This is a genomic window from Devosia lucknowensis, assembly GCF_900177655.1.
Classification (GTDB): Bacteria; Pseudomonadota; Alphaproteobacteria; order Rhizobiales; family Devosiaceae; genus Devosia; species Devosia lucknowensis.
This window is the reverse complement of the sequence record NZ_FXWK01000001.1, coordinates 1,627,044-1,650,869: the sequence shown is the minus strand read 5'-3', so window position 1 is coordinate 1,650,869 and position 23,826 is coordinate 1,627,044. Positions and strand designations below refer to the sequence as shown.

Genomic DNA, 23,826 nt, shown 5'->3' with positions numbered 1-23,826 from the left:
GTGATTTGGGCGACGCCATCGCTCGATTGCCGGTGTCGGGAGAATTTCATGAACATCTCGGGCGCAGATCTTCAAAATCAATCGACCTGGCGCGTGATAAGCGATACCGCGACGTTGCTCCGACCGGGTGTCGGCGCCAGCGGAAGCAGCGCGGTCCCTGCCGCTGAAAGCGATCCGGCGGTGAAGAAAACCATCGGGGCGCCGGAAGGCGAGGGCCTGACGGCACTCCATAGCGAGGCCGAACTGGAGGCGCGCCGGCCGCAGTTTCAGGCCATGCTGCTGCTGAGCGCCGCGGAACGCCGCAATCCCGAGGGCGCGACGGCACTGCGGGAGGCGCTCGCCAATGGCACGGTGAAAACGCAGAAGGCGTCAGATGTGCCCGGCGTGAACTACAAATCGAGCGAGACGCGGACCTACGACGCGAACGGCAAGCTGACCTACCAGAAGGTCGGGACGGAGTATTTCAGGCCGTCGCCGGAAATCCAGGCAATCATCGACGCCGGCCGCGGCGCCGCGATGTGGCAGAGTGGTGTCGGCGACGTCTGGGTGACCTGGTAGCGGCCGGCGGAGCGCCCGTCAGGCGCGCTCCTCCCACACCTTGGCCAGTTCGACGATGGTCGCGACGGCCTTGTCCATGTCCTGGCGGCTGACCCATTCGAGCGGCGAATGGAAGGCGTGACCGCCGGCGAAGATATTGGGGCAGGGCAGGCCCATGAAGGACAGCCGCGAGCCATCGGTGCCACCACGAATGGAGCCGCGAACCGGGGTCATGCCGGCGCGACGGATGGCTTCCTCGGCGTTGGCGACGATTTCCGGGTGCTGATCGAGCACCTGCTTCATGTTGCGATACTGCTCGCGGCGCGTGGCGGTGAAGGACGAGCCGGGGAAATCGGCGAGGACGGCGCGGGCGATGTCCTCGACCATGCGGTGTTTCTGGGCGAGGCCCGCTTCGGTGAAGTCGCGCACGATGAAGCTGATGCTGGCCTTTTCCATGGAGCCGGTGACATCGACCGGATGCACGAAGCCGTCGCGGCCCTCCGTGCCTTCGGGCGAGACGTCGCGGGGCAGGCGGGCAATGATGGCGCCAGCGATCTTGATGGCGTTTTCCATGCGATCCTTGGCAAAACCGGGATGCATGGCCACTCCCGAGATCTCGAGCGTGAGGGCATCGGCGGAGAAGGTCTCATCCTCGAGCGTGCCGGCAGTTTCGCCATCCAGCGTATAGGCGAAGCGGGCGCCGAGCTTTTCGAAATCCACCTTGTCGACGCCGCGGCCGATCTCCTCGTCGGTCGTGAACAGGAGTTTTATCGTGCCGTGGCGGATGGTAGTGTCGTTGAGGAGGATTTCAGCGGCGGTGACGATTTCGGCGAGGCCCGCCTTGTCGTCGGCGCCGAGCAGGGTCGTGCCGTCGGTCGTGACGATGTCATTGCCCAGCTGGTTGGCCAGTTCGGGGTGTTCGGCGACGCGGATGGTGCGGCCGGAATTGCCGAGCACGATGTCGCCGCCGGCATAGTTCTCGACGATGCGCGGCTGGACGTTGGCGCCGCTGAAATCGGGCGCGGTGTCCATGTGGGCGCAAAAGCAGATCACGGGGACGTCCTTGTCAGTGTTGGCCGGGACGGTGGCGTAGACATAGCCGTGTTCGTCCAGATGCGCATCCGCCAGACCAATGGCCTGCAGTTCGGCGGCGAGCAGGCGGCCAAGGTTTTTCTGCTTTTCGGTGGAGGGCTGCGTGTCGGAAGCCGCGTCGGACTGGGTGTCGATGGCGACATAGCGCAGGAAACGGTCGAGGACGGTATCAGTCATGGGGGCCTCCGGATCAGTCTGGGGACACCCATAGCGCCGGCGTGCGAGAGCCCGCAATAGCCGAGCAGGCACAAGGTCTTGAAGGCGGGGGCAGGCGGGACCATGTAAGGCGGGAACTGGAGACGCTGATGACCAACGACCGCGCCTATGCCCAATACGACATCGAGAAGAAGTCGCTGCTGGTGGCTTACCTGCTGTGGTTTTTCCTTGGCTATGTCGGCGCCCACCGCTTTTATCTCGGCCGGCCGCTGAGCGGTATGTTCATGCTGGCGCTTTCGGGCGTGATCCTGCTGCTGACGCTCATCAGCTTCGGCTTCCTGAGCTTCCTCTGGGCCATTGTCGGGCTCTGGTGGCTGATTGATGCGCTGCTGATCCCCGGCATCGCGGCGGGCAGCAACTATCGCACCGCGGACCGGCTGCTCGGCCGCAGGTAGCCCAAGAAAAAATCTTTGGATCGGATGGAAGGGTTTGGCGCCGCGCTCGTATATGAGACATCATGAGCGCCAAACTCCCCAGGGTTACCGAGACGATCGCCGATCTGCGGCGCTATGCGCTCGCCCTCACCCGCAATGGTCAGGATGCCGAGGACCTGGTGCAGGAGGCGCTGACACGGGCCTATGCCCGCAGAGCCAGCTTCCGCGCCGGGCAGCCGCTTCGGCCCTGGCTCATGTCCATTCTCCACAATGTCTTTGTCGACGGCGTCCGCTCGCAACAGGTTCGCGAGCGGCATGAGCGCACTGCGGCTACGGCGGCCGATTTCGCCCCCGCGGCCCAGGAGGACGCTGCCCAGCTCTCCGAGGTACGGCGCGCTTTTCTCGACCTGCCCGACGACCAGCGCGAGGCGCTGCATCTGGTGGGTGTCGAGGGTCTGACCTATTCCGAAGCATCGCAGGTGCTGGGCGTTCCCGAGGGTACGGTGCTGTCCCGCGTCTCGAGGGCGCGGCAGGCGTTGCGCAACCGGGAACAGGAACCCATCCGGCGTTTGCGTATCGTGGGAGGCGCGGATGCCGACTGAACCGATCACCGACCAGGACCTGGCCCTTTACGTCGATGACCAGCTCGAGCCCAAGCGGCGGATCGCAGTCGAGGCGCACCTGGCGCGCGAACCCGCGCTGGCGGCGCGTGTCATGGAGGATCTGAGGATCAGCCACGCTCTGCGGCTGACGGCAGCGAGCGACACAGACCAACCGAACCCGCGTACCAGCGAGTTGGCGCGCAAACTTCAGTCTGCGATGCTGCGCCGCGCGGTGCTGCATCGGCTGCGTCCGAGCATGGCCGCATGTGTCCTCCTCGTATCCGGAGCGGTGCTGGGCGGCGCCGTGACGGGTCTGATGTCGAAGCCCGGCGTGCCGGACTATGTCGAAGTCGCACTACAGGCACATGCGGTGAGCCAGGTGCGGGCGGTGATGATCTCGCAGCCGGAATCTCCCGACTATGACCGGGACGAGTTGCTGTCCGCAACCGCGATCGTAATGCCAACCCTGCCGGACGACTGGGTCGTCACCGATGTGCAGGTTTATCCCTCGCGCTTCGGCCCCAGCGTCGAAATGGCGATCGATGCCGGCGAGCTGGGGCGGGCGTCGATCTTTGCGGCGCGGCCGGGCGACTTTGCCGTCATAGCGCCAAGCACATCACAACATGAGCAGAGCGCCTTCGGGCACTGGCAGATGGGCGAGATCGCCTATGTCCTCGTGGGCAGGGCGGAACCTGCCGAAATTCTTCACGCTGCGGAAGCACTCGCTTCCACGCTTTACTGAACGGAGACCACCATGGCTACGCAGCCAAACTTCCGCTGGAGCAATCCCGCTTCGACCATGTCCGGGGCAGCCTTCGACGAGGGCCTGCGCCGGCACATGCTGCGCGTCTACAACTATATGGGTCTGGGCCTTGTGATCACCGGCCTCGTGGCCTGGTTCGTGGGGACGACACCGGCGCTTTACGTGCCGATCTTCTCCTCGCCCCTTCAGTGGGTCATCATGTTCGCACCGCTGGCCTTCGTGCTGTTCTTCTCGTTCAAGATCAATTCGATCTCGGCGGGCGCGGCGCAGGCGATGTTCTGGGCGTTCTGCGCGGTAATGGGCCTTTCGATGGCCTCGATCTTCCTCGTGTTCACCGGCGCCAGCATCGCGCGCACTTTCTTCATCGCCGCCGCCATGTTCGGCGTGATGAGCCTTTATGGATACACGACGAAGACCGACCTCACCAAGTTCGGCTCGTTCCTGATCATGGGCCTGATCGGCGTGGTGATCGCCTCGGTCGTCAACATCTTCCTGGGCTCGAGCGTCCTGCAGTTCTCGGTTTCGATCATCGGCATCATCGTGTTTCTCGGCCTGACGGCCTGGGATACCCAGACGATCAAGGAACAGTATGCCGAGAGTGCCGGGGCGGAAGCGAACCAGAAACTCGCCGTTTTCGGTGCCCTCTCGCTTTATCTGAGCTTCATCAATATCTTCCAGATGCTGCTCAGCCTGACCGGCCAGCAGGAATAGGGGGCGTCATGCCGTTGTTGGACGAGGCTGTGGTCAAAGAACCGCCGGACGATCGTTCCGGCTGCCGCGACGAGGGGTTCTGAGCCAGCACATGCCAGACCCCAGTCGAAGTCTCGCCGGAGACGAAGCGCCGTCACCTGACGACCATCGTCTCTCGGCAACCCTGTTGCGTATTGCGACCCAGCCCGGACGCGAGCGCATCTTCATCCGAGACCTGCTTGCCGAACTTGATCATCGCGCCATCGCAGCGATGCTGTTCATCTTCGCGGTTCCCAACACCATTCCCGTGCCGCCGGGCGTTTCCGGCGTGCTCGGTGCGCCGCTTATCTTCCTTGCGGCGCAGCTGATGTTGGGGCGTCCGCCCTGGCTTCCGCGGATCATTTCCGACCGGTCCTTTGCGAGAAGCGACTTCGAAAAGGTTGTGCTCAAGGTCGGCCCATGGCTGGGCAAGGCCGAAAAGCTCATGCGACCGCGCCTGGAAGTGCTGGCAAAGCCGCCCCTGGAATACGTGGTGGGGGCCATCACGCTGCTGCTGGCGATCATCCTGTTCCTGCCCATCCCGCTCGGCAACATGCTGCCGGCCATCGCCATCTGCATCTTCGCCCTCGGGATGATCGAGCGGGACGGCGTGTGGATCCTCCTGGGCATGGCAACTTCGGTCGCGTCCGTCATCATTGTTTCCGGTGTGATCGCCGCGTTCGCCTATGCAGCGTGGCTGGCCATCACAACCATTTTTCACGTCTAAGAAATTTCCATGTTCGAACCGATCCTTTTTCTTCTCCTGGGCATCATCGTGATCCTGGCCATCATCGCGGCCAATGGATATTTCGTCGCGCAGGAATTCGCCTACATGGCGGTCGACCGCACCCGACTTGCAGCCCAGGCAGCAAGTGGCGATGCCGACGCCAAGCGGGCGCTGACGGTCACAAACCGCACGAGCTTCATGCTCTCGGGCGCGCAGCTGGGAATCACCGTCACCGGCCTGCTTGTCGGGTACGTCGCTGAGCCGCTGGTGGGTGTTTCACTGGGGACGCTGCTGGGCGGCGTTGGCGTGCCCACCGAAGTCGGCATCGGGGTGGGCACGACGCTCGCACTGGTATTCGCGACGGTCGTGCAGATGATTTTCGGCGAGCTCTATCCCAAGAACCTCGCCATCGCGAGCCCGGACCCTCTGGCGCGGGCGCTGGCCGTGTCCACGCTTGTCTATCTGCGGGTATTCGGATGGCTGATCAGCTTTTTCGATATGTCCGCCAACCTGTTCCTGCGGATGCTGCGGATCGAGCCCGTGCACGACCTGGATGTCAGCGCGTCGGTTGAGGACTTGCCGCGGATCATTTCGGATTCGCGAGACAGCGGTGACCTGCCGGTCGAACTGTCGCACATGATGGAGCGCATCATCGACTTTCCCGAGCAGGACGTAGCGCATGCCATGGTGCCCCGGTCCCGCGCCGACTGGGTGAGCCCCGAGACAACGGTCGGCGAGGTGCGGCAGCTGATGGCCAAGGCGCATACGCGCTATCCTGTCATCGACGAGAGCGAGACCCCCATCGGCGTCGTTCACCTGCCAGATGTGATGTCGGTGCTGGACGAGAGCGCGCAGCGCGAACCGGTGACGACAGTGATGCGGCCAGCCTTCGTGCTTCCGAGCCTGATGAGCCTGCCGGATGCGCTGGAACAGATGAATACGGGCGATGTGCAGCTGGCTTGCGTCGTCAACGAATATGGCGGTTTCGACGGACTGCTGACGATGGAAGACATCGCCATGGAGATCGTGGGCGAAATCACCGACGAACATGATCTCGTCAGTGAAGCCGCCGTGGTGCAGGAGTCGGACGCCGTCTGGGTCATGGATGGAGACGTGCATCTCGACGAGGTCGCACGCCTGCTCGACCGGACCTTGCCGGAGGAGGACGTCGAAACAATTGCCGGCCTGCTCATCCTGGAGGCTGGAGCACTGCCTGCGGTGGGAGACACCGTCACTGTCGCGCTGCCGAAGGACCCAGACGAGGTGGTGGACGACAATCCAGCCGAACGCCGCCTCAAACTGGACGTGCTCAAGATCGAACGCCACGTGCCGACCCGGATCCGGGTTCAGCTTATCGAAATCGCGGAGTAAACGATGTCCGGTCCTCTTTATGTGACTGTCGTCACCGCAATCCTGATCCTGCTCAGCGCGTTTTTCGTGATCATCGAGTTTGCGCTGATGGGCGCCCGTCGGCATCGGCTAGAAGACGTGGCAAGTCACAGTGCATCCGCGCGGGCGGCGCTGCGCGGGATGAACGATCTCACCCTGATGCTTGCCGGCGCGCAACTGGGCATCACCGTCTGTACTTTCGCGCTCGGCGCGATCACGAAGCCGGCCATCGACTACTGGATCGGGCCGAACCTGATCGGGCTGGGCGTGCCCGAATTCCTGGCGGGGAGTGCCTCGTTCCTGATCTCGATCTTCCTCGTCACCTTCCTCCATCTGGTGGTCGGGGAAATGGCGCCGAAGTCCTGGGCCATCGCAAACCCGGAGCGATCGGCCATGGCCATAGGGCTGATGGCGCGTGCCTATATCTGGCCGCTCCGGCCGGTGCTGGGCTGGGTGAACCGCGTGGCCAACAGGCTGGTCGCCGCCAGCGGCGTAACACCGGTGGAGAGCGCCGCGGTCGGTGGACGCGACATGGCGACGATCCGGCAGCTGGTGGAGCACTCTGCCAAGGTCGGTACCCTCGAACCGCAGGTACAGAAGCAGATTTCGGGACTGATCGACCTGGGGACGATGCCTGTTCGAGACATCATAGCCGTCGGCAACCGGCTGGCTTCCGTCGCGCCAGATGCAACGATCGGCGACGTTCGCGCCATGGCCCAGAGTTCGGGACATATGCGGATCGTGATGTTGGGAGCCGACCCGTCGAAATTGCGGGTTGTGCACGCGCGTGACACGCTGATGCTCGGGGACGGGGTGCCTGCGGCCAAGATCGCGCGCAAGGCGGTCTCGATGGATGCCCGCACACCGGTCTATGAAGCGCTGGCGCAGATGCGGGAGGCAAGCGTGCAGCTCGCCGTGGTGCTGTTCGACGGCAAGGTGGCAGGGCTGGTGACGCTGGGTGATATCACCAGCCGGCTGCTGCCGCGCGGCGGTGAGCTGGTCGCTGAAGCCAGTCGTCGATAAGGCCGGCAGCTTCTCAAGCGTGCCGGGACCAAGGTTTCCGGCACGCAAGGCGTCTCACCGTGGACGATGACCTGAAGGGACCCAGAGCGTGCATTATCAACCAATGCCCAAGCGACTTGTCGCGCTGATCTTTCCGGTTCTCATTCTCGGGATAGCGGTAGGCGTGACGCCGACCTTCATTGCTGAAGGTCTCGCCTGGTGGCCGGTCTTCATTTTCGGGCTGCCGGCCATGCTCTCCATCGTCATGTGCGTGGAATACTGGAACGCTTCCATCGCCATGGACGAGAATGGGCTGCGATTTCAGAGTGTTGGCTACGGCATCGCAGCGCGTTGGGATCAGGTGTCGGTGCGGGAGGGCAATGGGAAGACCAGCCTGCTCCTGACCGATGCGACGCCGGAATTCCGGCCTTGGATGGGCGCGATGTACCAGGTGCTGACCGTCTTCATGGCACCACGGGCCCGTTACGCTCGGGGGCTTATGGCGCTGGTGCCGCTGAGCCTGTTCTCGACCGGCCCCGACGACGCCGTAATGCGCGAGTTCAGACGATTTTTTCCGGCACAAGGAACCTAGCGCTCAGCATTCTTCGCGCTGGGAGCTCGTCACGGACGTGGCTTGTCGTCTTCGTAGAGAAGGCGTTCAGCGGCGCCGTCGAGATCCTCATATTGTCCGTGGCGCAGGGTCCAGAGAAAGACCAGAAGCCCAAGAAGCCCCAAAATGATAGATATTGGAATGAGATAGAAGAAGTCGCTCATGCTGCGTGGCCTTTGAGATTCGCGATGGGGTGGGCGCGGAGCGGGTGCCAGCCGAGACGGAAGGCGTTCAGGACGACGACGACCGAGGACGCCGACATGGCCACTGCGGCGACGAAGGGATTGACGAGACCTGCTATGGCGACCGGAAGGGCGATGGCGTTGTAGAGGAGGGCCAGGACGAGGTTCTGGCGGACAAGGACGCCGGCTTCGCGGGCGACCGAGACTGCGGTGGGCACGGCGGTCAAGTCATTGCGGAGAAACACGAAATCGGCGGCATTGCGACTGATGTCGATGGCGGTTCCGGGCGCCATGGAGGCGTGCGCGCGGGCCATGGCCGGGGTGTCGTTGAGGCCGTCGCCGACCATGAGGACGCGGTGGCCGGAGGCCTCAAGACGGTCGATGATGTCGAACTTGCCCTGCGGCAGCAGCCCGCCAGTGCCGCAAATCTTCAATTTTCGTGCTGTTTCCGTCACCAGATCTGGACGATCGCCCGACAAGATGCGCGTTTCGAGGCCATTTGCTAGCAGACTGTCAACGCTTGCCGCGGCGCTGGGGCGAAGATGGTCCTCGAAGACGAAAGCGGCCCGGATTTCGCCGTCGCGCGACAGGATGGTGCCCGCATCGAGCGCGTCGGCAGCGCCGGACCAGCCGGGTCGTCCGAGCCGGTAAAGGTGCCTGCCCTGCCGCCCCTCGATGCCCAGGCCGGGATGTTCGGCGACGTCGTGCCAATCGAGCGCGGGCGCGTCGGGACGGGTGCGGGCGATGGCGAGCGAATAGGGATGGCGGGACCGGGCGGCAAGCGCGGCGGCGATGTCGATATCGGAAGCTGTGCCCATGGTGACGGTGGCCATGGCGAGGCCCGACGTCAGCGTGCCGGTCTTGTCGAAGATCACGGTGTCGACTTCGGCGAGGCGTTCCAGCGCGGCGCCATCGCGGACCATGACGCCCGCCTCGAAGAGGCGGCGCGCGGCCATGACCTGGACCATGGGGACGGCCAGACCCAGCGCACAGGGACAGGTGATGATGAGGACCGCGATGGCTGTCGTCGCCGCGCGGTGGAGATCGCCGTCGACGGCGATCCAGACGGCGAAGGCCAGGACGGCGGCGAGGTGCACCACGGGAGAATACCAAGCCGCGGCGCGATCGGCGATGCGGCGATAGCGGTTGCGGCTGCCTTCGGCATCCTCGAGCAGGGCGACGAGGCGATTGAGTGTCGAGCCGCGCTCGTCGGCCGTGGTGCGGATGGTCAGCGGGGCCGAGAGGTTCAGCGCACCCGCGGGGACGGACTGACCCGGGGCAACGGGTTCGGCAAGGCTTTCACCGGTCAGGAGGCTGCGATCCAGTGCGCTGCTGCCGCCGACCACGTCGCCGTCGAGCGGGATGCGTTCGCCGGGTGCAACGGCAAGCATGGTGCCCGGCGCGATTTCGGCCAGAGACAGGTAGGCCGGGCCGTCGACGCGATCGATGACCAGGGCGCCTGATGGGGCCAGGCGGGCAAGGCCCTTGACCGCATTGCGGGCACGCTCGCGCATGGCGTGGTCGAGGGCGCGACCGATGAGGAGGAAGAAGATCAGCGAGGCGACGGCATCGAAATAGACTTCGGTGCCTGACGTGGCCGTGTCGTAGAGACTAAGCGCGAATGCCATGACGATCCCGACCGTGATCGGCACATCCATATTGGTGTGACCGGCACGCAGGGCAGTCCAGGCGGACCGGTAGAAAATGCGGCCCGAATAGAGCAGGGCCGGCAGGGTAAGGGCGGCGCAAATCCAGTGGAGGATATCGCGGGTGGGACCGTCGGCACCGGCCCAGACTGAGCCCGAAAACATCATGATGTTCATGGAGCAGAAGGCGGCGACTGCGAGCGCGCGTATGAGAGCGGAGAAGCCTGCGTCCTGCCCGGCCCGCTCGAGCGAGAAGATATTGGGCTCGTAGCCCAGCTCCACCATGCGCCGGACCATTGGCGGCATGGGCTGCGCCTCCTGCCAGCGGACGGTGACGCGCTTGCCCGAGAGATTGACGCGGCTCGAGACGACGCCGGGCAGGACGTCGAGCGCGGTCTCGATGGTGCGGATACAGGCGCCGCAATGGATCGCGGGCACGGAGAATTCGGATTGGCGAAGACCATCTCCCAGGGAGCGGCTGGCGAGGCGGACCTCGTTTTCGGACGGACCACGATCGGGTCCACCGGCAAGGGCTTCGGCGAAGGCGGGGGGTGGCGCGCAGCAGGTCATGGCTTGGTCTGGGGCTTCTCTAAGACACCCCCACCCGGCCTCCCCCTGAAGAGGGGGGAGGTGTTGGGCCGGTGCCTGTGAGGGCATGGCGCGCCAAGCTGGCTGATATCTGCCTGTTTGCCTGCGTACGCGACCATATTCTGCGCCTATTCTCCCCGCACCGCGACATAGGCGTGCCAGGTGGCGTGGCCGAGGAGGGGGAAGATGATGACGAGGGCGAGGAGGCCGGTGCCGATGCTGAAAAGGACGAGCGCCACGACGAGCGCCGCCCAGACCAAGGTGGCCGGCGTGTTGTTGGTGACGAAGGACAGCGACAGGCCCATGGCCGAAAACGCATCCTTGCCGCGGTCGAGCATCAGGGGAATGGAGAAGGCGCCGATGGCGAAGGAAAAGGCCGCGAATAGACCACCAACGGCGGTTCCGACCAGCAGCATGGCCAGGCCCTCGGGCGTGGTGAACAGCGTGGAAACGACCTGATCGAAGCCGGGAAAGGCGCGCCATCCGAAAAACAGCGCATAGAGCAGCACCGCTGCCCGGACCCAGACCAGCATCAGGGTCATCAACACCGCGCCGACGAAAAACAGGTGCATGCCGCCGCGTGGAAACAGCATGTCGAACAGCGTGACCTGCTCGCGGGCGGCGAGCTTGCGGCTCTTGACGTAAAGGCCGGTGGCGAGGAGCGGGCCGACGACCAGGAAGCCCGCCAATGCAGGGAAAAGGATCTGCGCCCAGCCGAAATGAAACATGGCGTAGACGATGGCCCAGGACAGGAGCGTGACGCCGAGGCCGTAGGCCAGACTCAGGCCCGGCTTCGTCCACAGGTCGCGCCAACCTCTTGCTAGCCAGGTGAGCGGAGCGGTGGGCGACAGGCCGCGATTGTGATCGACCGACCGGGGCAGGGCCGGCTCATGGGCAGGGATGGTGTCAGCGTGCGTCATGGGCGGGTTCTCTCAGTTCACCGGGCGAGGGAGCGGGGGACAAGGGCACCCCCACCCGGCCTCCCCCTGAAGGAGGGGGAGGGGAAGGAAGGCTCGCCGTGCCGTTGTGGGCATCGGCGGCCGGGCTCCCTCCCCCTTCTTCAGGGGGAGGGTTGGGGAGGGGGTGCACTGGATCATTGTCAGCATTTCAGCTTCAACATCCCGACTTGGCGGCGCGGAAATGGTCGGTGCTGCCGTCGGGAAGCTTGAGGTGGCTGACGCAGGCCGGTTGCGAGGTGAAGGCGACATAGACCAGGTGCGCATTGGCGCCGATGAGTATGGCGGTGATGCCCAGGCCGACGATCCAGGCGAGCGAGAGGCGCCGCCGACGGGTCGCGCCGATGGCGGTCATGGGGTGGATCCCCGCAGGTCCATGACATAGAGCGAAAGCAGCCGGATCTGCGTCGGGCTGAGGCGGCCTTCCCAGGATGGCATGGTGCCTTGGCGACCGTTGTAGATAGAGTGCCGGATGGTGGAGCGGTCGCCGCCATAGATCCAGAAGCTGTCGGTGAGATCGGGCGCGCCGGTTTCCACCAGGCCACGCGCATCTTCGCCGTGGCAGGCGGCGCAATTGTCGGCAAACAGCGTTTCAGCCGTGCCCGTTTCTTCGACCGTCAGGGACTTTTCGCCCTGCAGGGACACCAGATAGTCGGCGAGGGCGCTGATTTCGGCACTGCCCAGCATCTGATCGCGACCGAAGGCCAGCATCTGCCCATAGCGGGTGTCGGGGTGCGTGGAATTGATGCCAACGCGAATGGTTTCCGCGATGGTGTCGACGTCGCCGCCCCACATCATGGGCGCCTCGGCAATATTGGGATAACCGGGATTGCCCCCGGCATCATTGCCATGACAGGCCGCGCAGTTATCTCCGAAGAGCGCCGGACCGGTGGTGCGGACCACGTCCATGATGGCTGGGTCGGCAGCGAGGGTGTCGAACTTTTCGACCGCGAGGCGTTCGCTCCAGCCGGCCCTTGCGGCTTCGGCCTCGACCAATGACTGGCGCACGGCCTGATGCTGGTCAGCCCCGAGAAGGCCCCGGAAATAGCCGCTGACGCCGGGCCAACTCGGCATCAGCACCGTCCAGACGATGGCGAACAGACCCAGTGTCGCGAGGAAGGCCCAAAGCAGCCGTGGGACAGGGGTGTTGAGTTCCTTGATGCCGTTCCATTCGTGGCCCGTCGTCATCTGCCCCGAGAATTCGTCGCGTTCCTTCAGCGCCATGGCCGGTCCTCCTCGTCGAGCACGGGCATGCGCGCCGCCTCGTCAAATCCCTTCTTGTTAGATGGCCAATAGGTCCAGGCCAGGCAGATGATGCTGAGCACGACCAGGTAAATCAGCCCGAAGCTCTTGGAGAACCCGACGACGGTGTCATGATCGAACGGCATCACTCGGCCTCCGCCGTTTCGCTGGTAAAGGCAGCATCGGTCAGGGTGCCGAGCATCTGCAGATAAGCGACCAGCGCATCCATGTCGGTGAGCGGTCCCTGGGTACCGTCGAAGGCACGGATATTGGTGGCCTCGCCGTAGCGTTCGGCGACGCCAGGGGCTTCGGCGCTATCGGGATTGGCCTGGCCGTAGGCGTCCTGTGCGGCATTGGCGATCTGCTCGTCGGTATAGGGTACGCCCACGATACGCAGGGCGGCCAGCTGGGCGCCCAGATCGTCGGTGCGGAGCTGATCGCGCAGCAGCCAGCGATAGGCCGGCATCTTCGACTGTGGCACGAGATCGCGCGGGTTGTTCAGATGGCTCACATGCCAGGCGTCGGAATATTTGTTGCCCAGCCGCGCGAGATCCGGCCCGGTCCGCTTGGAGCCCCAGAGCTGGGGATGGTCGTACTGGCTTTCCACGGCCAGCGAATAGGGGCCGTAGCGATCCACTTCGTCGCGCAATGTGCGGATCATCTGGCTATGGCAGGCATAGCACCCTTCGCGGATGAAGATATTGCGGCCGGCCACTTCGAGGGGCGTGTAGACGCGCATATCCTCTGCGTTCTCGACAGTCTCGTCGATGGTGAAGAGCGGCGCGATCTCGATGAAGCCGCCGATGGAGGCGACCACGATGATGAAGGCGACGAGGCCAAGGGCCGAGCGTTCGAGGCGGTAGTGAAGCTTGAACATGGGACTATTCTCCGGCCTGCAGGGCAGGTTCGGCGGGCACGTCGAGACCCCGCTGAGAGGTTTCGATCGCGGCCGGCATGCGGATGGTCATGATGGTGTTGTAGAGGGCGACAATGGCGCCGAGCACGAAGAGCAGACCGCCGAAGGCGCGGGCGATGTAATAGGGGTGCATGGCCTCGAGGCTGTCGAGGAACGAGTAGCTCAGCGTGCCGCTCTCGTCGTAGGTGCGCCACATCAGGCCCTGGATGACGCCCGAATTCCACATGGCGAAGACGTAGATGACCGTGCCCGAGAGGGCGAGCCAGAAGTGCACCTCGACAAGGCGGTTGGAATACATGCGCTCGCGCTTCCACATGGAGGGAACCAGCGAATAGAGCGAGCCGAAGGTGATCATCGCCACCCAGCCCAGGGCCCCGGCATGCACGTGGCCGATGGTCCAATCGGTGTAGTGGCTGAGCGAATTGACCGCACGGATGGCCATGAACGAGCCTTCGAACGTGGTGATGCCGTAAAAGATCGCCGCCAGGGCCATGAAGCGCAGCACCGCGTCGTCGCGCACCTTGTGCCAGGCGCCGTTGAGGGTGAGCAGCGCATTGCCGGCCGAGGCCCAGCTGGGGACGAGAAGCACGACCGAGAAGGCCATGCCCAGGGTCTGCACCCAATGGGGCAGGGCGGTGTAATGCAGGTGGTGCGAGCCGGCCCACATGTACATGAAGGTGATGCCCCAGAAGCTGATGATCGACATCCGGTAGGAGAAGATCGGCCGGTTGGCGCGCTTGGGCAGGTAGTAATACATCATGCCGAGGAACCCGGCGGTGAGGAAGAAGGCGACGGCGTTGTGGCCGTACCACCACTGGGTCATGGCATCCTGAACGCCAGCGAAGAGCGAGAACGACTTGGCCGAGCCGAACGAGACGGGGACGGCGAGATTGTTGACGATATGGAGGATGGCCACGACCAGGATGAAGGCCATGTAATACCAGTTGGCCACGTAGATATGCGGTTCCTTGCGGCGGGCGAGGGTGCGCATGTAGATGGCGAAATAGGTGACCCAGACCACCACCAGCCAGATATCGGCATACCATTCGGGCTCGGCATATTCCTTGGACTGGGTGATGCCCATCAGGTAGCCGCTGGCGGCGATGATGCAGAAGAGATTGTAGCCCAGGAGCACGAACCAGGGGCTGAGGGCATCGGGCAGGCGCGCCCTTGTGGTGCGCTGCAGCACGTGGAGCGAGGTGGCGATGAGCGCATTGCCGCCGAAGCCGAAGATGACGCCCGAAGTGTGGATCGGCCGGAGGCGCCCCCAGCTCAGCCAGGAAACATCGAAGGTCATATCGGGCCAGGCAAGGAGCGCCGCCACCCAGAAGCCGGCCGCCATGCCGACCACGCCCCAGAGAAGGGTGAGGATGAGACCGGCGCGCGTCGGGGCATCGTAGTATTCGGCGAGGCGCTCGGCAGTGGGCTCGGGCAGGTCGAACTGCCGGATGGCGCCGAAGGTGAAGGCCAGCGCCAGGCCGAAGACCATCCAGCCGTGAATGCCGAGGAGATCACCGCGTCCGGCAATGGCCATGGCGAGGCCGACGACGACGAGGCCGCCCAGAATGACGAGCGCCCCGACCCGTTCGTTGCGCGTGAAATCAGCCAGCATTGCCCTGTCCCCGGCGGTTGATGGAAAGCGGATTGCCCCGCATGGGGAAAGCCGTAGCCAAATGGCGGACATGATCCTTGACCTCGATCAAAGATCGGGCGCGGGACGGCGCTTTGCTGCAGCCGGGACTATTGAGCGGGCGCCGAAACCGGCTAGGGTCGCGCCGGAGCAGAGGAATGCGCATGACCGCGAATGGACGAGAGCCCGACCAGACCGACCTGGTGGGGCAGGCCCGCAAGTTGCAGGCGATGCTGGAATCGGCGGTGGATGCGATCATCACCATCGATGGCAAGGGCATCATCACCACGGTCAATCCGGCGGCCGCGCGGCTGTTCGGTTATCCGCAGGATGCGTTCATCGGCCAGAACGTGCATTTCCTGATGCCCGAGCCCTATCATTCGGCCCATGACGGCTACATCGCCAATTACCGGGCGACGGGGGCGCGCAAGATCATCGGCATCGGCCGCGAAGTGACCGGGCGCCGGCGCGACGGCACGACGTTTCCGATGCACCTGGCGGTGAGCGAATTCGAGATGGACGGGCGGGTGCACTTCACTGGCATCATCCACGACCTCTCGAGCCAGAAGGCCACCGAGCAGGCGTTGCGACAGGCGCAGAAGATGGAGGCGATGGGGCAGCTGACCGGCGGCATCGCCCACGATTTCAACAACCTGCTCACTGTCATCATCGGCAATCTCGAAATGCTGGAGGCGAAGCTGTCGACGACGGGGCAGCGCGAACTGGCGACCGAGGCGCTGGAGGCAGCCGACCTCGGCGCCAGGCTGACGGCCCGGCTGCTGGCCTTTGCGCGGCGTTCGCATCTCGAGCCGGAGGTGGTCAACCTCAACGACTTCGTGCTCGGGCTCACCGACATGCTGCACCGCACCATGGGATCGACGATCTCGCTGTCCAATGCGCTGACGCCGCGGCTGTGGATGACGCGGATCGACCCCTCGCAGGTGGAAAGCGCGATCGTGAACCTGGCGGTCAACGCACGCGACGCCATGCCGGCCGGCGGGCGGCTGATCATCGAGACGGGCAATGTCGTGGTCGACGCGGTCATGTCGGAAGATCTCGACGGGCTGGCGCCGGGGGACTATGTGCGGCTTTCGGTGGCCGATACCGGGGAGGGGATGCCCGCAGAGGTGCGCGAGCGGGCGTTCGAGCCGTTCTTCACCACCAAGGAGAAGGGGCGCGGCACGGGGCTCGGGCTGTCGATGATCTATGGCTTTGCCAAGCAATCGGGCGGGCACGCGACGATCTACAGCGAGACCGGGCGGGGAACCACCGTCAACATCTACCTGCCGCGGCACGGGGCGGGCGAAGCGCCTCCTGTCGGAGCGGACATGGTGGAGCCAGTCGTCCCGGGGCGGACGGTGCTGGTGGTCGAGGACGATCCACGGGTGCGCAGGCTGACGGTCAATCGGCTCGAAACGCTGAGCTATGCCACGCTGGTGGTGGCCGATGCGCATGAGGCGCTGGCGATCCTGGGCAGCGGGGCCGAAGTGGACCTGGTGTTCACCGATCTCGTCATGCCGGGCGGCATTTCGGGGTATGAACTGGCGCGGCGGGTGGCGGCAGAGTGGCCGGGCCTGCCGGTGCTGCTGACCTCGGGCTACGCCGACGAACTGGTGCGACGCGACGATGACGCCATCGCTCATCTCAAGGTGCTGAGCAAGCCCTACCGGCTTGCCGACCTGGCGCAGGCCGTGGCCGAGGCGCTGGAAACTTAGGGTTCAGCTCAGGGTGCGCGGGGTAAAGCTGTAGCCGGCGCCCCGCACCGTCTTGATGATCTGCGGGTGGCGGGTATCGGCCTCGATCAGCTTGCGCAGCCGGGCGACCTGGTTGTCGATGCTGCGGTCGTTGGGCGCCCAGTCGTGGCCCTTGAGCAGGTCCATGATGCGATCGCGCTCCAGCACCATGTGGGCATGGCGGCAGAACAGCAGCAGCAGGTCGAATTCGCCCGTGGTCAGCGCGATGTCGTTCCCATCGGGGCCGGTCAAGCTGCGGCGCGCGGGATCGAGCATGAAGCCGTCGAAGGCGATGACCGCGGCGGGGGGCTGCACGGGGGCAGCAGGCCCGGTACTGCGGCGCAGCACGCTGCGGATGCGGGCGAGCACTTCGCGCAAGTGAAAGGGCTTGGCGATGTAGTCATCGGCGCCGATTTCGAGGCCGACGATGCGGTCGATCATGTCGCCCTTGCCGGTGATCATGATGATGGGGACGTCGGAGGTCTGGCGGATGCGCCGGGCCAGTGCGAGACCGTCGGTGCGGCCGAGATTGAGGTCGAGCGTCACGAGGTCGAGGCCGGCGCGCAGAATCGGGTCGATATTCTCGCCGTCACTCGATTCGCTGACGCGAAAGCCCTCGTCCTCGAGGCAGCGGCGCAGCATGCGGCGGATCTGCGGGTCGTCGTCGACGACAAGGATATGGTGGCTCTGCATCACGCTCGGGGGCAGGGTCGCGCCGTTACAATCGGTTACAGATATCGGATAGGCCGATTACGTCCCCGTGGTCAATTCCGCTCGCCACAGCAGAGCGAAGCGCACGATGTATCTCTTTCCCCATGCCGCCCCCGATGTCCCGAATGGCCCGATGGGCGCTGCCGAAGGGCAGGGCCGGATCGTCGGCGCGACGACGGTGCTGTTTCACCAAGGGGACCGCGCGGAAGACCTTTACGAAGTGGTCAGTGGCGTCTTCCGGGCCACCAGGGTGTTCCAGGACGGACGCCGCCAGGTCGTCGCCTTCGCCTATCCCGGCGACGTCATCGGCTTCGGACACGGTGACCTCTACCGCTTCGACTGCGATGCGCTGACCCCGGCCAAAGTGCAGATTACCGCGCGCGGGCAGATCGGTGACGCGATCCGCAACCGGCCCGAATTCGGCGAGAGGCTGCTGGCCATGGCCGCCGGCGAAGTGGCGAGCATGCACGACCTGTCGGTGCTGCTGTGCCGCAAATCGGCGCTGGAGCGGATCGCCGGGTTCCTGATCTCGCTGGCGACGCGGACGGGCAAGCTGGCCAACGATCAGCGTGTCAGCCTGCCGATGTGCCGTGCCGATATCGCCGATCACCTTGGCCTCACCATCGAGACGGTCAGTCGAAACCTGACCAAGCTCAAGCTCAGGGGAATCATCGACCTCCCTGGTCGCGGCAGTTTCGTGATCCGAGACCTCGACCGGCTGCAGGATCAGGTCGAGTGCGAACAGGTCCACTGAACCCCATGCGCAATCGCATCGCCATCGCCCATTTCCCCAGTCCGGTTTCCGCGCTCCGCGTGCGGCTCTCGCTGATCTCGCAGGGCGGAACCGCAACCGCATTCCCCGAGGAGCATGGCAATGACGAGTCGTGCCGGCTCAGGGTTGTCCTCTCGCCCAAGCTGGAAAGGCGGCTGCTAGACCTTCTGCTTGGCAGCGATGCCCTGAGGGTGGATGTCCACGACGCCTAGCGCTCAGCAAGCAGGCGGCCCGGTTCACGACCCGGCTTTGCCGGCTGCAGTCTTTGTTCGTCCCGAAATCGATGCGACCTGGCATTCGCCGACCAGCCATGAGAACAGCACAATGGCGATGTCCGCGCACGACGGCATGCAATGACAGCTAGGTGACAGGTTTGTATGATCTCTTGGCTTCAGGGCAAGCCAAAAATGGCACCCTGGGGAGGAAGAAGGGTCTGGCGCAATGCGCCGCGCCACCTCCTGTCGAAATTGTGCCGCTGTTCCGGCAGCGGTGACCCTAGGAGGAAATAGTGAAGACTCGTAACAGTTTCATTCTGACGGCTTCGGCCATTGCGCTCGTCGCCTCGATGGGTTGGGCTGGCGCCGCCAATGCGCAGAGCGCCCGCCCTGCGACGGACGCCAGCACATTCGTGTATCGCGACCTGAGCAAGGAACTCGCCAACAAGATGACTGGCGACTACACAATTGCCGTGGTCGGCGATGTGCTCATGCAGGAGCCGATGGGCAAGCGGATCGATGATACGCTGCGTGGCATCCTGCAGAATGCCGACACCACGATCGGTAACATGGAAGTCTACATGGTCGATCGCCAGTTCTGGGCGGGCGAGCACGGCTATGGCAACAACTGGGCTCCCAAGGAAGTGGCGACCGACTGGGCCGAGCTGGGCTTTGACCTGATGGGCTCGGGCGAGGCCGCCGGTGGCGAAGAAGCCATGAAGTCCACCCTGCGCATAATGGATGACGCCGGGATCAAGGTGGCCGGCTATGGCCCCAACATGACCATCGCGCGCACCCCGGTGTTCCAGGAGCTGGAGCAGGGCCGCGTGGCCATGGTTTACGCCTATCCGATCGGCCCGGTAGCAGACGGCCCGACGGCACGCGACAAGTCGGGTAATTCAGGCGGCGAAGAATGGGGCATGAACGTTCTGCGTCTGACCCAGAACGTGACGGTCACGCCCGAACAGCTCGAGCAGATCCGCGAGATCCGCGCATCCATGGTCGAACGCCGCACCGAAGCGGACGTGGCGCGCGCCATCGATGTCCCCAAGGAAGAGGACAATTCCGTGGAGTGGCTGGGACGCACTTACGTGGCGGCCGACAAGCCCGGCGACTACCAGTACGTCATGAACAACAGCGATCGCCAAGCCCAGGTTCTGGCTGTGCGCGGCGCCAAGGAATATGCCGACTACGTGATCTTCTCGTCGCACATTCACGAAAACCGCTACGTCTTCCAGGCCTATTCGCAGGACCACTATCCGCCTGACTACGTCGAAACCCTGGCTCGCGAACTGATCGACAATGGTCTCGACCTCTTCCATGGCCATGGCAACCACACCATCCAGGGCATCGAAATCTACAAGGGTCGTCCGATTTTCTACAATCTGGGCAATCTCTCGGTGCACCGCTTCGGCGCCGGTAGCAATGACGGTCGTCCCGCATCGGGCCCGCAGACCTACATCGAGGCCGGTGAAGTGGGCGAACACTGGCTGCAGCAGGACATCAACCTGATGGCCTTCGCCGCCGAGGTTGACTACAAGGATGGCGTCGCCACAGAAGTGCGCATCCATCCGGTCGATCTGGGTCTGCGCAAGGAACGGCCGTGGTCGCGGATGAACATCCCGATGACGCCTTCGGCAGCTGATGCCCAGATGATCCTCGAACTCATCCAGGAATATTCGGAGCCTTACGGCACGGAAATCGAGATCCGCGACGGCGTGGGCTACATCACCATCGACCCGTCCGAAACGGTTCCGGTCGGCACCGAACTGCGCGCCAGCTGGGAGAACTGATACATTGCACGCGGGCGGCTCCGGCCGCCCGCGTCTTTGTCCGGTTTTTTTCAAATGGAACTCGTCTGGCTTCTCGATTTTGTCGCGTTGGCCAGGATCGGCAGTTTTACCGAAGCGGCAAAAGCCCGAAATTCCTCACAAGCTGCCTTTAGCCGACGCATCCAAGCTCTGGAACACTGGGTGGGAGCGCGGCTGTTCGAGCGAGCAGCCTTCCCGATCGACCTCACCCCGACAGGCAAAAAGTTTGCGCCCATAGCGCAAAGCCTGATTACCCAAATAGAAAATGCCAAGATCGGAAATTCTTAGCGCGTACATTCATAGATGATCATGCATTATTTCGATGTAATGCCAAGTTTCGATATGTAAGTCGTTCTAATTCAACGGCATTTTGAATCCGTATAGCCTCCAAAAATCTCGCCAAAAACAAAATGGGCGAGAATTTGGAGGTTATATATTATGCCGTCAACAAGGCGACTCAGTGCGCTCTGCGCAACTTCTATAGTTTTTCTAAGTGCTGCTGCCCCGAGCTTCGCGGCAGACTTTGGGGTTCTGACAAGCGTCGATGTTTGTGACTCCCTTGGGGTAAGTGGCCTGACACTGTCTTCGGGTGACGCCTGCCTGAAGATTTCCGGGGAAGTGGAATATGTTTTTCGGTGGGGCAACTACGATCGCAGCTACCGTGCCATCAATGATCTGAAATATTCGAGCGGCCCCACCATCTTCCTGGGCAATGGCGCGCTTGACTGGGACAGCGAGCTGACGTCGACCCTGACGTTCGACGCCTCTTCGGCGAGTGATTTCGGTGTCGCGCGCGGCGTCATCACGCTCGAGGGCAAGGAAGAAATCGTCTTCGAAAACCTGGCCCTCGACAGCCGGGAACGCGAGATGAACGTCGATGAGGCCTATATAGCCATTGGCGACAAGACCGTCCTCATGGCTGGCATCAAGGACACCATCGCCAAAACCGGCAACGACACGTCTTTCACGTTCCAGCAGCTGTTCCATCAGAACAGGGCAAGCGGCGTCGGCTTCAATGCCAATGTCACCGGTACCGATATCGACACGGACGGTCATGTCATCCAGGTCACAACCGACCTGGGCAACGGGGTCACGGCCGGCGCCGCTCTAGAGGACCTCGACGACCTCGGTACGCTCGTCGGCGTCGTGACCTACAAGAGCGATATGCTCGATGGACACGTCACTGTGCTCGCCGATGAAGTGCTCAGCGGCATGGTCAACGACTGGGCAATCCATGCCGGGCTCACCGCCGATTTGGGTGACTATCGTGTGCGCGGCGCCCTCGCCGCCAACAATGATGGCTGGTGGAACGTGTTGGGCACAGCCGATGCCGAATTCGACATCTTCACCCTGGCGACCGGCGTCGAGGCGACCTCAGAGGACGAGTTCGGCGCAGCCGCCTCGGTCAGCGTCGAACTGGACGCCGTCACCGTCAATGTCGGCTCTCGCATGTTCCGCGAATTCGACGGCGATGTCACGATCGATACCGGTTTCGAGGTCGAATACGAGATGTCGGCAACCATCACGCTGGTGGCCGGGGGCGGCTACATCCACGAATCCGACAGGGCGGCAGGTATCACTTATGGCGAGGCGAGCCTTGAATGGGCGCCCTCGCGCAATTTCGATACCGAGCTGACCGGACGCGTGCATAGCCGCCCCGGCGACGATCTTGGGTATCGGCTGAGTTTCACCGCCACCAAGTCTTTCGAGTAAGCCAGCCGGAAACCGGCGGGGCGAAGCCGTTCCGCCGGTTTGACCTCCGGATGCATTCGATTCCGCCGATGTCAGGCTCAAGTCAGCTTGGTGTGATCTTGTGCTTGGCGGCACGTCGCGGAAGACGACTGGCCTGGTGAGGAGAGCCCTTGTTCTGCAGTACCCGGCTGACCGGGGGCGGCAGAGATGCGCTTTTTGAGCCAGCCGCCCGAGTTGGCAAAATAATCTTCGGTGGAAATATGAAACACCTGCTTCTCTCGACCGTCCTGGTCTCCACTCTGACCGTTGGCGCCTTTGCCGCCGACTACAACATCATGGCGCCTGCCGCGCCCGGCGGCGGCTGGGATCAGACCGCCCGCGCCCTGCAGCAGACCATGCAGGACGAGGGAATCGGCGGCAATGTTCAGGTCGTGAACGTTCCCGGTGCAGGCGGTACGATCGGTATCGCCCAGTTCGTCAATCAGTCCGCAGGCGATCCGAATGCGCTGATGGTCGGCGGCTATGTGATGGTCGGCGCCATCCTGACCAATGCCTCCCCCGTCACCCTCAACGACGTGACCCCGATTGCCCGTCTCACCGGTGAATACGAAGCGATTGCCGTGCGGGCCGAGTCGCCGCTCCAGACCATCGACGACCTGGTCGAAATGTTGCGCGCCGATCCCGGTTCGGTCTCCTGGGCGGGCGGGTCTGCCGGTGGCGCCGACCATATCGCTGCCGGCCTTTTTGCCAAGGCCGTCGATGTGGATCCCACCCAGGTCAACTACATCGCCTTCTCGGGCGGTGGCGAATCCCTGGCCGCGATCCTGGGCGGTCAGGTGACCGTCGGTATCTCGGGCTATGGCGAATTCCAGGGCCAGGTCGAGTCTGGTGACCTGCGCATCCTGGCCGTCACCAGCGAGGAGCGCATCGAAGGCATCGACGCACCGACACTGACGGAAAGCGGCATCGACGTGGTCATGCAGAACTGGCGTTCGGTCTCGGCGGCCCCGGGCCTCACCGACGAACAGGTTGCCACCATCATCGCCGACCTCGAAAAGGTCGTGGCGTCCGACACCTGGCAGTCGATCCTGGCCGAGCGCGGCTGGCAGGATACGTTCCTGGCCGGCGACGCCTTCGCTGCCCAGCTTCAGGAAGATATCGCGGCCACCGAGGTGATCCTGAAAGACATTGGTCTCGTCCAGTGAACGAGAACACCACAACAAATGAGCGTCGCCCCAATTGGGCGGCGCTTGTTACCGCAGCCGTGCTGATGGCAGTGGCGGTGCTCATCGTCGCCGAAGCGGTGAAGCTAGGCAATGCGGCGCGCTATGCCCGCGTCGGACCTGCCACCTTCGCCTATGTCATCGGCTTTTTCCTGGCCGGCCTGTCCCTCTGGACCCTCATCCATGCTCTGCGGGACAAGTTTCCGCGCTGGACAGTGCCGGAGCTTGGCCCGGTCGCCTGGGTTGCAGGCGGCATGATCGCGCAGATGGTTCTCCTGCCCTATGCGGGGTTCAGCATCGCGACGGGCCTGCTCTTTGCCCTGACGGCACGCGGCTTCGGACAAAGACCATTCTGGCTCGGTCTGGCCGTCGGCGTCCCACTTGCCTTCTTCGTGTGGCTGGTCTTTGCGCGTCTGCTGATGCTTTCGCTGCCCGCCGGTCCGCTCGAGCGGCTCATACCCTGAGGCC

At 63.9% G+C, this 23,826-nt stretch carries 27 protein-coding genes; 17 read left to right on the top strand and 10 right to left on the bottom strand.

Annotation, left to right across the window (positions count from 1 at the left end; translation table 11 throughout):
• Positions 1 to 48 precede the first annotated feature (48 nt).
• A complete protein-coding gene (locus CCK88_RS08125; protein ID WP_086469950.1) occupies positions 49 to 558 on the top strand; it encodes a hypothetical protein in 510 nt (169 codons plus the stop codon).
• Positions 559 to 576: 18 nt separating this feature from the next.
• Here the strand turns inward: CCK88_RS08125 and pepT are convergent, their stop codons facing one another.
• Complete coding sequence (pepT, locus tag CCK88_RS08120; RefSeq protein ID WP_086469949.1) at positions 577 to 1,806, bottom strand: peptidase T; 1,230 nt, start codon at positions 1,804 to 1,806, stop codon at positions 577 to 579.
• A gap of 128 nt (positions 1,807 to 1,934) precedes the next feature.
• Between pepT and CCK88_RS08115 the strand changes: the two genes are divergently transcribed.
• The 8 genes from CCK88_RS08115 (at position 1,935) to CCK88_RS08080 (ending at position 8,023) form a co-directional block, all read left to right on the top strand.
• Positions 1,935 to 2,240 carry a TM2 domain-containing protein gene (locus tag CCK88_RS08115; RefSeq protein ID WP_086469948.1) on the top strand — a complete coding sequence of 102 codons (306 nt, stop codon included), beginning with the start codon at positions 1,935 to 1,937 and terminating at the stop codon, positions 2,238 to 2,240.
• A 62-nt stretch (positions 2,241 to 2,302) separates the two neighbouring features.
• Positions 2,303 to 2,821: a sigma-70 family RNA polymerase sigma factor gene (locus CCK88_RS08110; RefSeq protein WP_086469947.1), complete on the top strand. Its 519-nt coding sequence runs from the start codon at positions 2,303 to 2,305 to the stop codon at positions 2,819 to 2,821.
• Complete coding sequence (locus CCK88_RS08105; protein WP_086469946.1) at positions 2,811 to 3,563, top strand: anti-sigma factor family protein; 753 nt, start codon at positions 2,811 to 2,813, stop codon at positions 3,561 to 3,563. Before CCK88_RS08110 ends, CCK88_RS08105 begins: the two co-directional genes overlap by 11 nt.
• Before the next feature lie 12 nt (positions 3,564 to 3,575).
• Positions 3,576 to 4,295: a Bax inhibitor-1/YccA family protein gene (locus CCK88_RS08100; protein ID WP_170926395.1), complete on the top strand. Its 720-nt coding sequence runs from the start codon at positions 3,576 to 3,578 to the stop codon at positions 4,293 to 4,295.
• 91 nt (positions 4,296 to 4,386) lie between these two features.
• Positions 4,387 to 5,040, top strand: coding sequence for an exopolysaccharide biosynthesis protein (locus tag CCK88_RS08095; protein WP_086469945.1), 654 nt, complete (start codon positions 4,387 to 4,389; stop codon positions 5,038 to 5,040).
• A 9-nt stretch (positions 5,041 to 5,049) separates the two neighbouring features.
• On the top strand, positions 5,050 to 6,411 hold the full coding sequence (locus tag CCK88_RS08090) for a hemolysin family protein (protein WP_086469944.1): 1,362 nt from the start codon (positions 5,050 to 5,052) through the stop codon (positions 6,409 to 6,411).
• Between the two features lie 3 nt (positions 6,412 to 6,414).
• A complete protein-coding gene (locus CCK88_RS08085) occupies positions 6,415 to 7,452 on the top strand; it encodes a CNNM domain-containing protein (RefSeq protein WP_086469943.1) in 1,038 nt (345 codons plus the stop codon).
• 103 nt (positions 7,453 to 7,555) lie between these two features.
• The gene (locus CCK88_RS08080; RefSeq protein ID WP_086469942.1) at positions 7,556 to 8,023 is read left to right on the top strand and encodes a hypothetical protein; all 468 of its coding nucleotides are present in this window, start codon (positions 7,556 to 7,558) and stop codon (positions 8,021 to 8,023) included.
• A gap of 29 nt (positions 8,024 to 8,052) precedes the next feature.
• On the opposite strand, the gene ccoS is transcribed toward CCK88_RS08080, so the two are convergent.
• From ccoS to ccoN, 8 genes are all read right to left on the bottom strand, one after another.
• On the bottom strand, positions 8,053 to 8,205 hold the full coding sequence (gene ccoS / locus CCK88_RS08075; RefSeq protein ID WP_086469941.1) for a cbb3-type cytochrome oxidase assembly protein CcoS: 153 nt from the start codon (positions 8,203 to 8,205) through the stop codon (positions 8,053 to 8,055).
• Positions 8,202 to 10,439 carry a heavy metal translocating P-type ATPase gene (locus CCK88_RS08070; RefSeq protein ID WP_170926394.1) on the bottom strand — a complete coding sequence of 746 codons (2,238 nt, stop codon included), beginning with the start codon at positions 10,437 to 10,439 and terminating at the stop codon, positions 8,202 to 8,204. The genes ccoS and CCK88_RS08070 overlap by 4 nt, the downstream gene beginning before the upstream one ends.
• A gap of 146 nt (positions 10,440 to 10,585) precedes the next feature.
• Positions 10,586 to 11,377 carry a DUF2189 domain-containing protein gene (locus CCK88_RS08065; RefSeq protein WP_086469939.1) on the bottom strand — a complete coding sequence of 264 codons (792 nt, stop codon included), beginning with the start codon at positions 11,375 to 11,377 and terminating at the stop codon, positions 10,586 to 10,588.
• Positions 11,378 to 11,570: 193 nt separating this feature from the next.
• Entirely contained in the window at positions 11,571 to 11,768 is a 198-nt protein-coding gene (locus CCK88_RS08060; RefSeq protein WP_086469938.1) for a hypothetical protein, read from the bottom strand.
• The gene (ccoP, locus tag CCK88_RS08055; protein WP_086469937.1) at positions 11,765 to 12,637 is read right to left on the bottom strand and encodes a cytochrome-c oxidase, cbb3-type subunit III; all 873 of its coding nucleotides are present in this window, start codon (positions 12,635 to 12,637) and stop codon (positions 11,765 to 11,767) included. Before ccoP ends, CCK88_RS08060 begins: the two co-directional genes overlap by 4 nt.
• Positions 12,628 to 12,801, bottom strand: a complete 174-nt coding sequence (locus CCK88_RS08050) for a cbb3-type cytochrome oxidase subunit 3 (RefSeq protein WP_086469936.1) — start codon at positions 12,799 to 12,801, stop codon at positions 12,628 to 12,630. Before CCK88_RS08050 ends, ccoP begins: the two co-directional genes overlap by 10 nt.
• Positions 12,801 to 13,532 (bottom strand): cytochrome-c oxidase, cbb3-type subunit II, encoded by a 732-nt coding sequence (gene ccoO / locus CCK88_RS08045; protein ID WP_086469935.1) that lies wholly within the window; start codon positions 13,530 to 13,532, stop codon positions 12,801 to 12,803. Before ccoO ends, CCK88_RS08050 begins: the two co-directional genes overlap by 1 nt.
• Before the next feature lie 4 nt (positions 13,533 to 13,536).
• Positions 13,537 to 15,183, bottom strand: a complete 1,647-nt coding sequence (ccoN, locus tag CCK88_RS08040; RefSeq protein WP_086469934.1) for a cytochrome-c oxidase, cbb3-type subunit I — start codon at positions 15,181 to 15,183, stop codon at positions 13,537 to 13,539.
• 176 nt (positions 15,184 to 15,359) lie between these two features.
• Here ccoN and CCK88_RS08035 point away from each other — a divergent pair, with 176 nt between their 5' ends.
• Positions 15,360 to 16,916 carry a PAS domain S-box protein gene (locus CCK88_RS08035; protein WP_244557458.1) on the top strand — a complete coding sequence of 519 codons (1,557 nt, stop codon included), beginning with the start codon at positions 15,360 to 15,362 and terminating at the stop codon, positions 16,914 to 16,916.
• 3 nt (positions 16,917 to 16,919) lie between these two features.
• On the opposite strand, the gene CCK88_RS08030 is transcribed toward CCK88_RS08035, so the two are convergent.
• A complete protein-coding gene (locus tag CCK88_RS08030) occupies positions 16,920 to 17,627 on the bottom strand; it encodes a response regulator (protein WP_086469932.1) in 708 nt (235 codons plus the stop codon).
• A 106-nt stretch (positions 17,628 to 17,733) separates the two neighbouring features.
• Here CCK88_RS08030 and CCK88_RS08025 point away from each other — a divergent pair, with 106 nt between their 5' ends.
• The 7 genes from CCK88_RS08025 (at position 17,734) to CCK88_RS07995 (ending at position 23,822) form a co-directional block, all read left to right on the top strand.
• The gene (locus CCK88_RS08025; protein ID WP_086469931.1) at positions 17,734 to 18,399 is read left to right on the top strand and encodes a helix-turn-helix domain-containing protein; all 666 of its coding nucleotides are present in this window, start codon (positions 17,734 to 17,736) and stop codon (positions 18,397 to 18,399) included.
• A gap of 5 nt (positions 18,400 to 18,404) precedes the next feature.
• A complete protein-coding gene (locus tag CCK88_RS08020; protein ID WP_086469930.1) occupies positions 18,405 to 18,629 on the top strand; it encodes a hypothetical protein in 225 nt (74 codons plus the stop codon).
• A gap of 296 nt (positions 18,630 to 18,925) precedes the next feature.
• Positions 18,926 to 20,425: a CapA family protein gene (locus CCK88_RS08015; RefSeq protein ID WP_086469929.1), complete on the top strand. Its 1,500-nt coding sequence runs from the start codon at positions 18,926 to 18,928 to the stop codon at positions 20,423 to 20,425.
• A 54-nt stretch (positions 20,426 to 20,479) separates the two neighbouring features.
• A complete protein-coding gene (locus tag CCK88_RS08010; RefSeq protein ID WP_086469928.1) occupies positions 20,480 to 20,731 on the top strand; it encodes a LysR family transcriptional regulator in 252 nt (83 codons plus the stop codon).
• A gap of 150 nt (positions 20,732 to 20,881) precedes the next feature.
• Positions 20,882 to 22,156: a porin gene (locus CCK88_RS08005; RefSeq protein WP_140048925.1), complete on the top strand. Its 1,275-nt coding sequence runs from the start codon at positions 20,882 to 20,884 to the stop codon at positions 22,154 to 22,156.
• A 239-nt stretch (positions 22,157 to 22,395) separates the two neighbouring features.
• Positions 22,396 to 23,340, top strand: a complete 945-nt coding sequence (locus tag CCK88_RS08000; RefSeq protein ID WP_086469926.1) for a Bug family tripartite tricarboxylate transporter substrate binding protein — start codon at positions 22,396 to 22,398, stop codon at positions 23,338 to 23,340.
• Positions 23,337 to 23,822, top strand: a complete 486-nt coding sequence (locus CCK88_RS07995; RefSeq protein ID WP_244557457.1) for a tripartite tricarboxylate transporter TctB family protein — start codon at positions 23,337 to 23,339, stop codon at positions 23,820 to 23,822. The genes CCK88_RS08000 and CCK88_RS07995 overlap by 4 nt, the downstream gene beginning before the upstream one ends.
• The last annotated feature ends 4 nt before the right edge of the window (positions 23,823 to 23,826 follow it).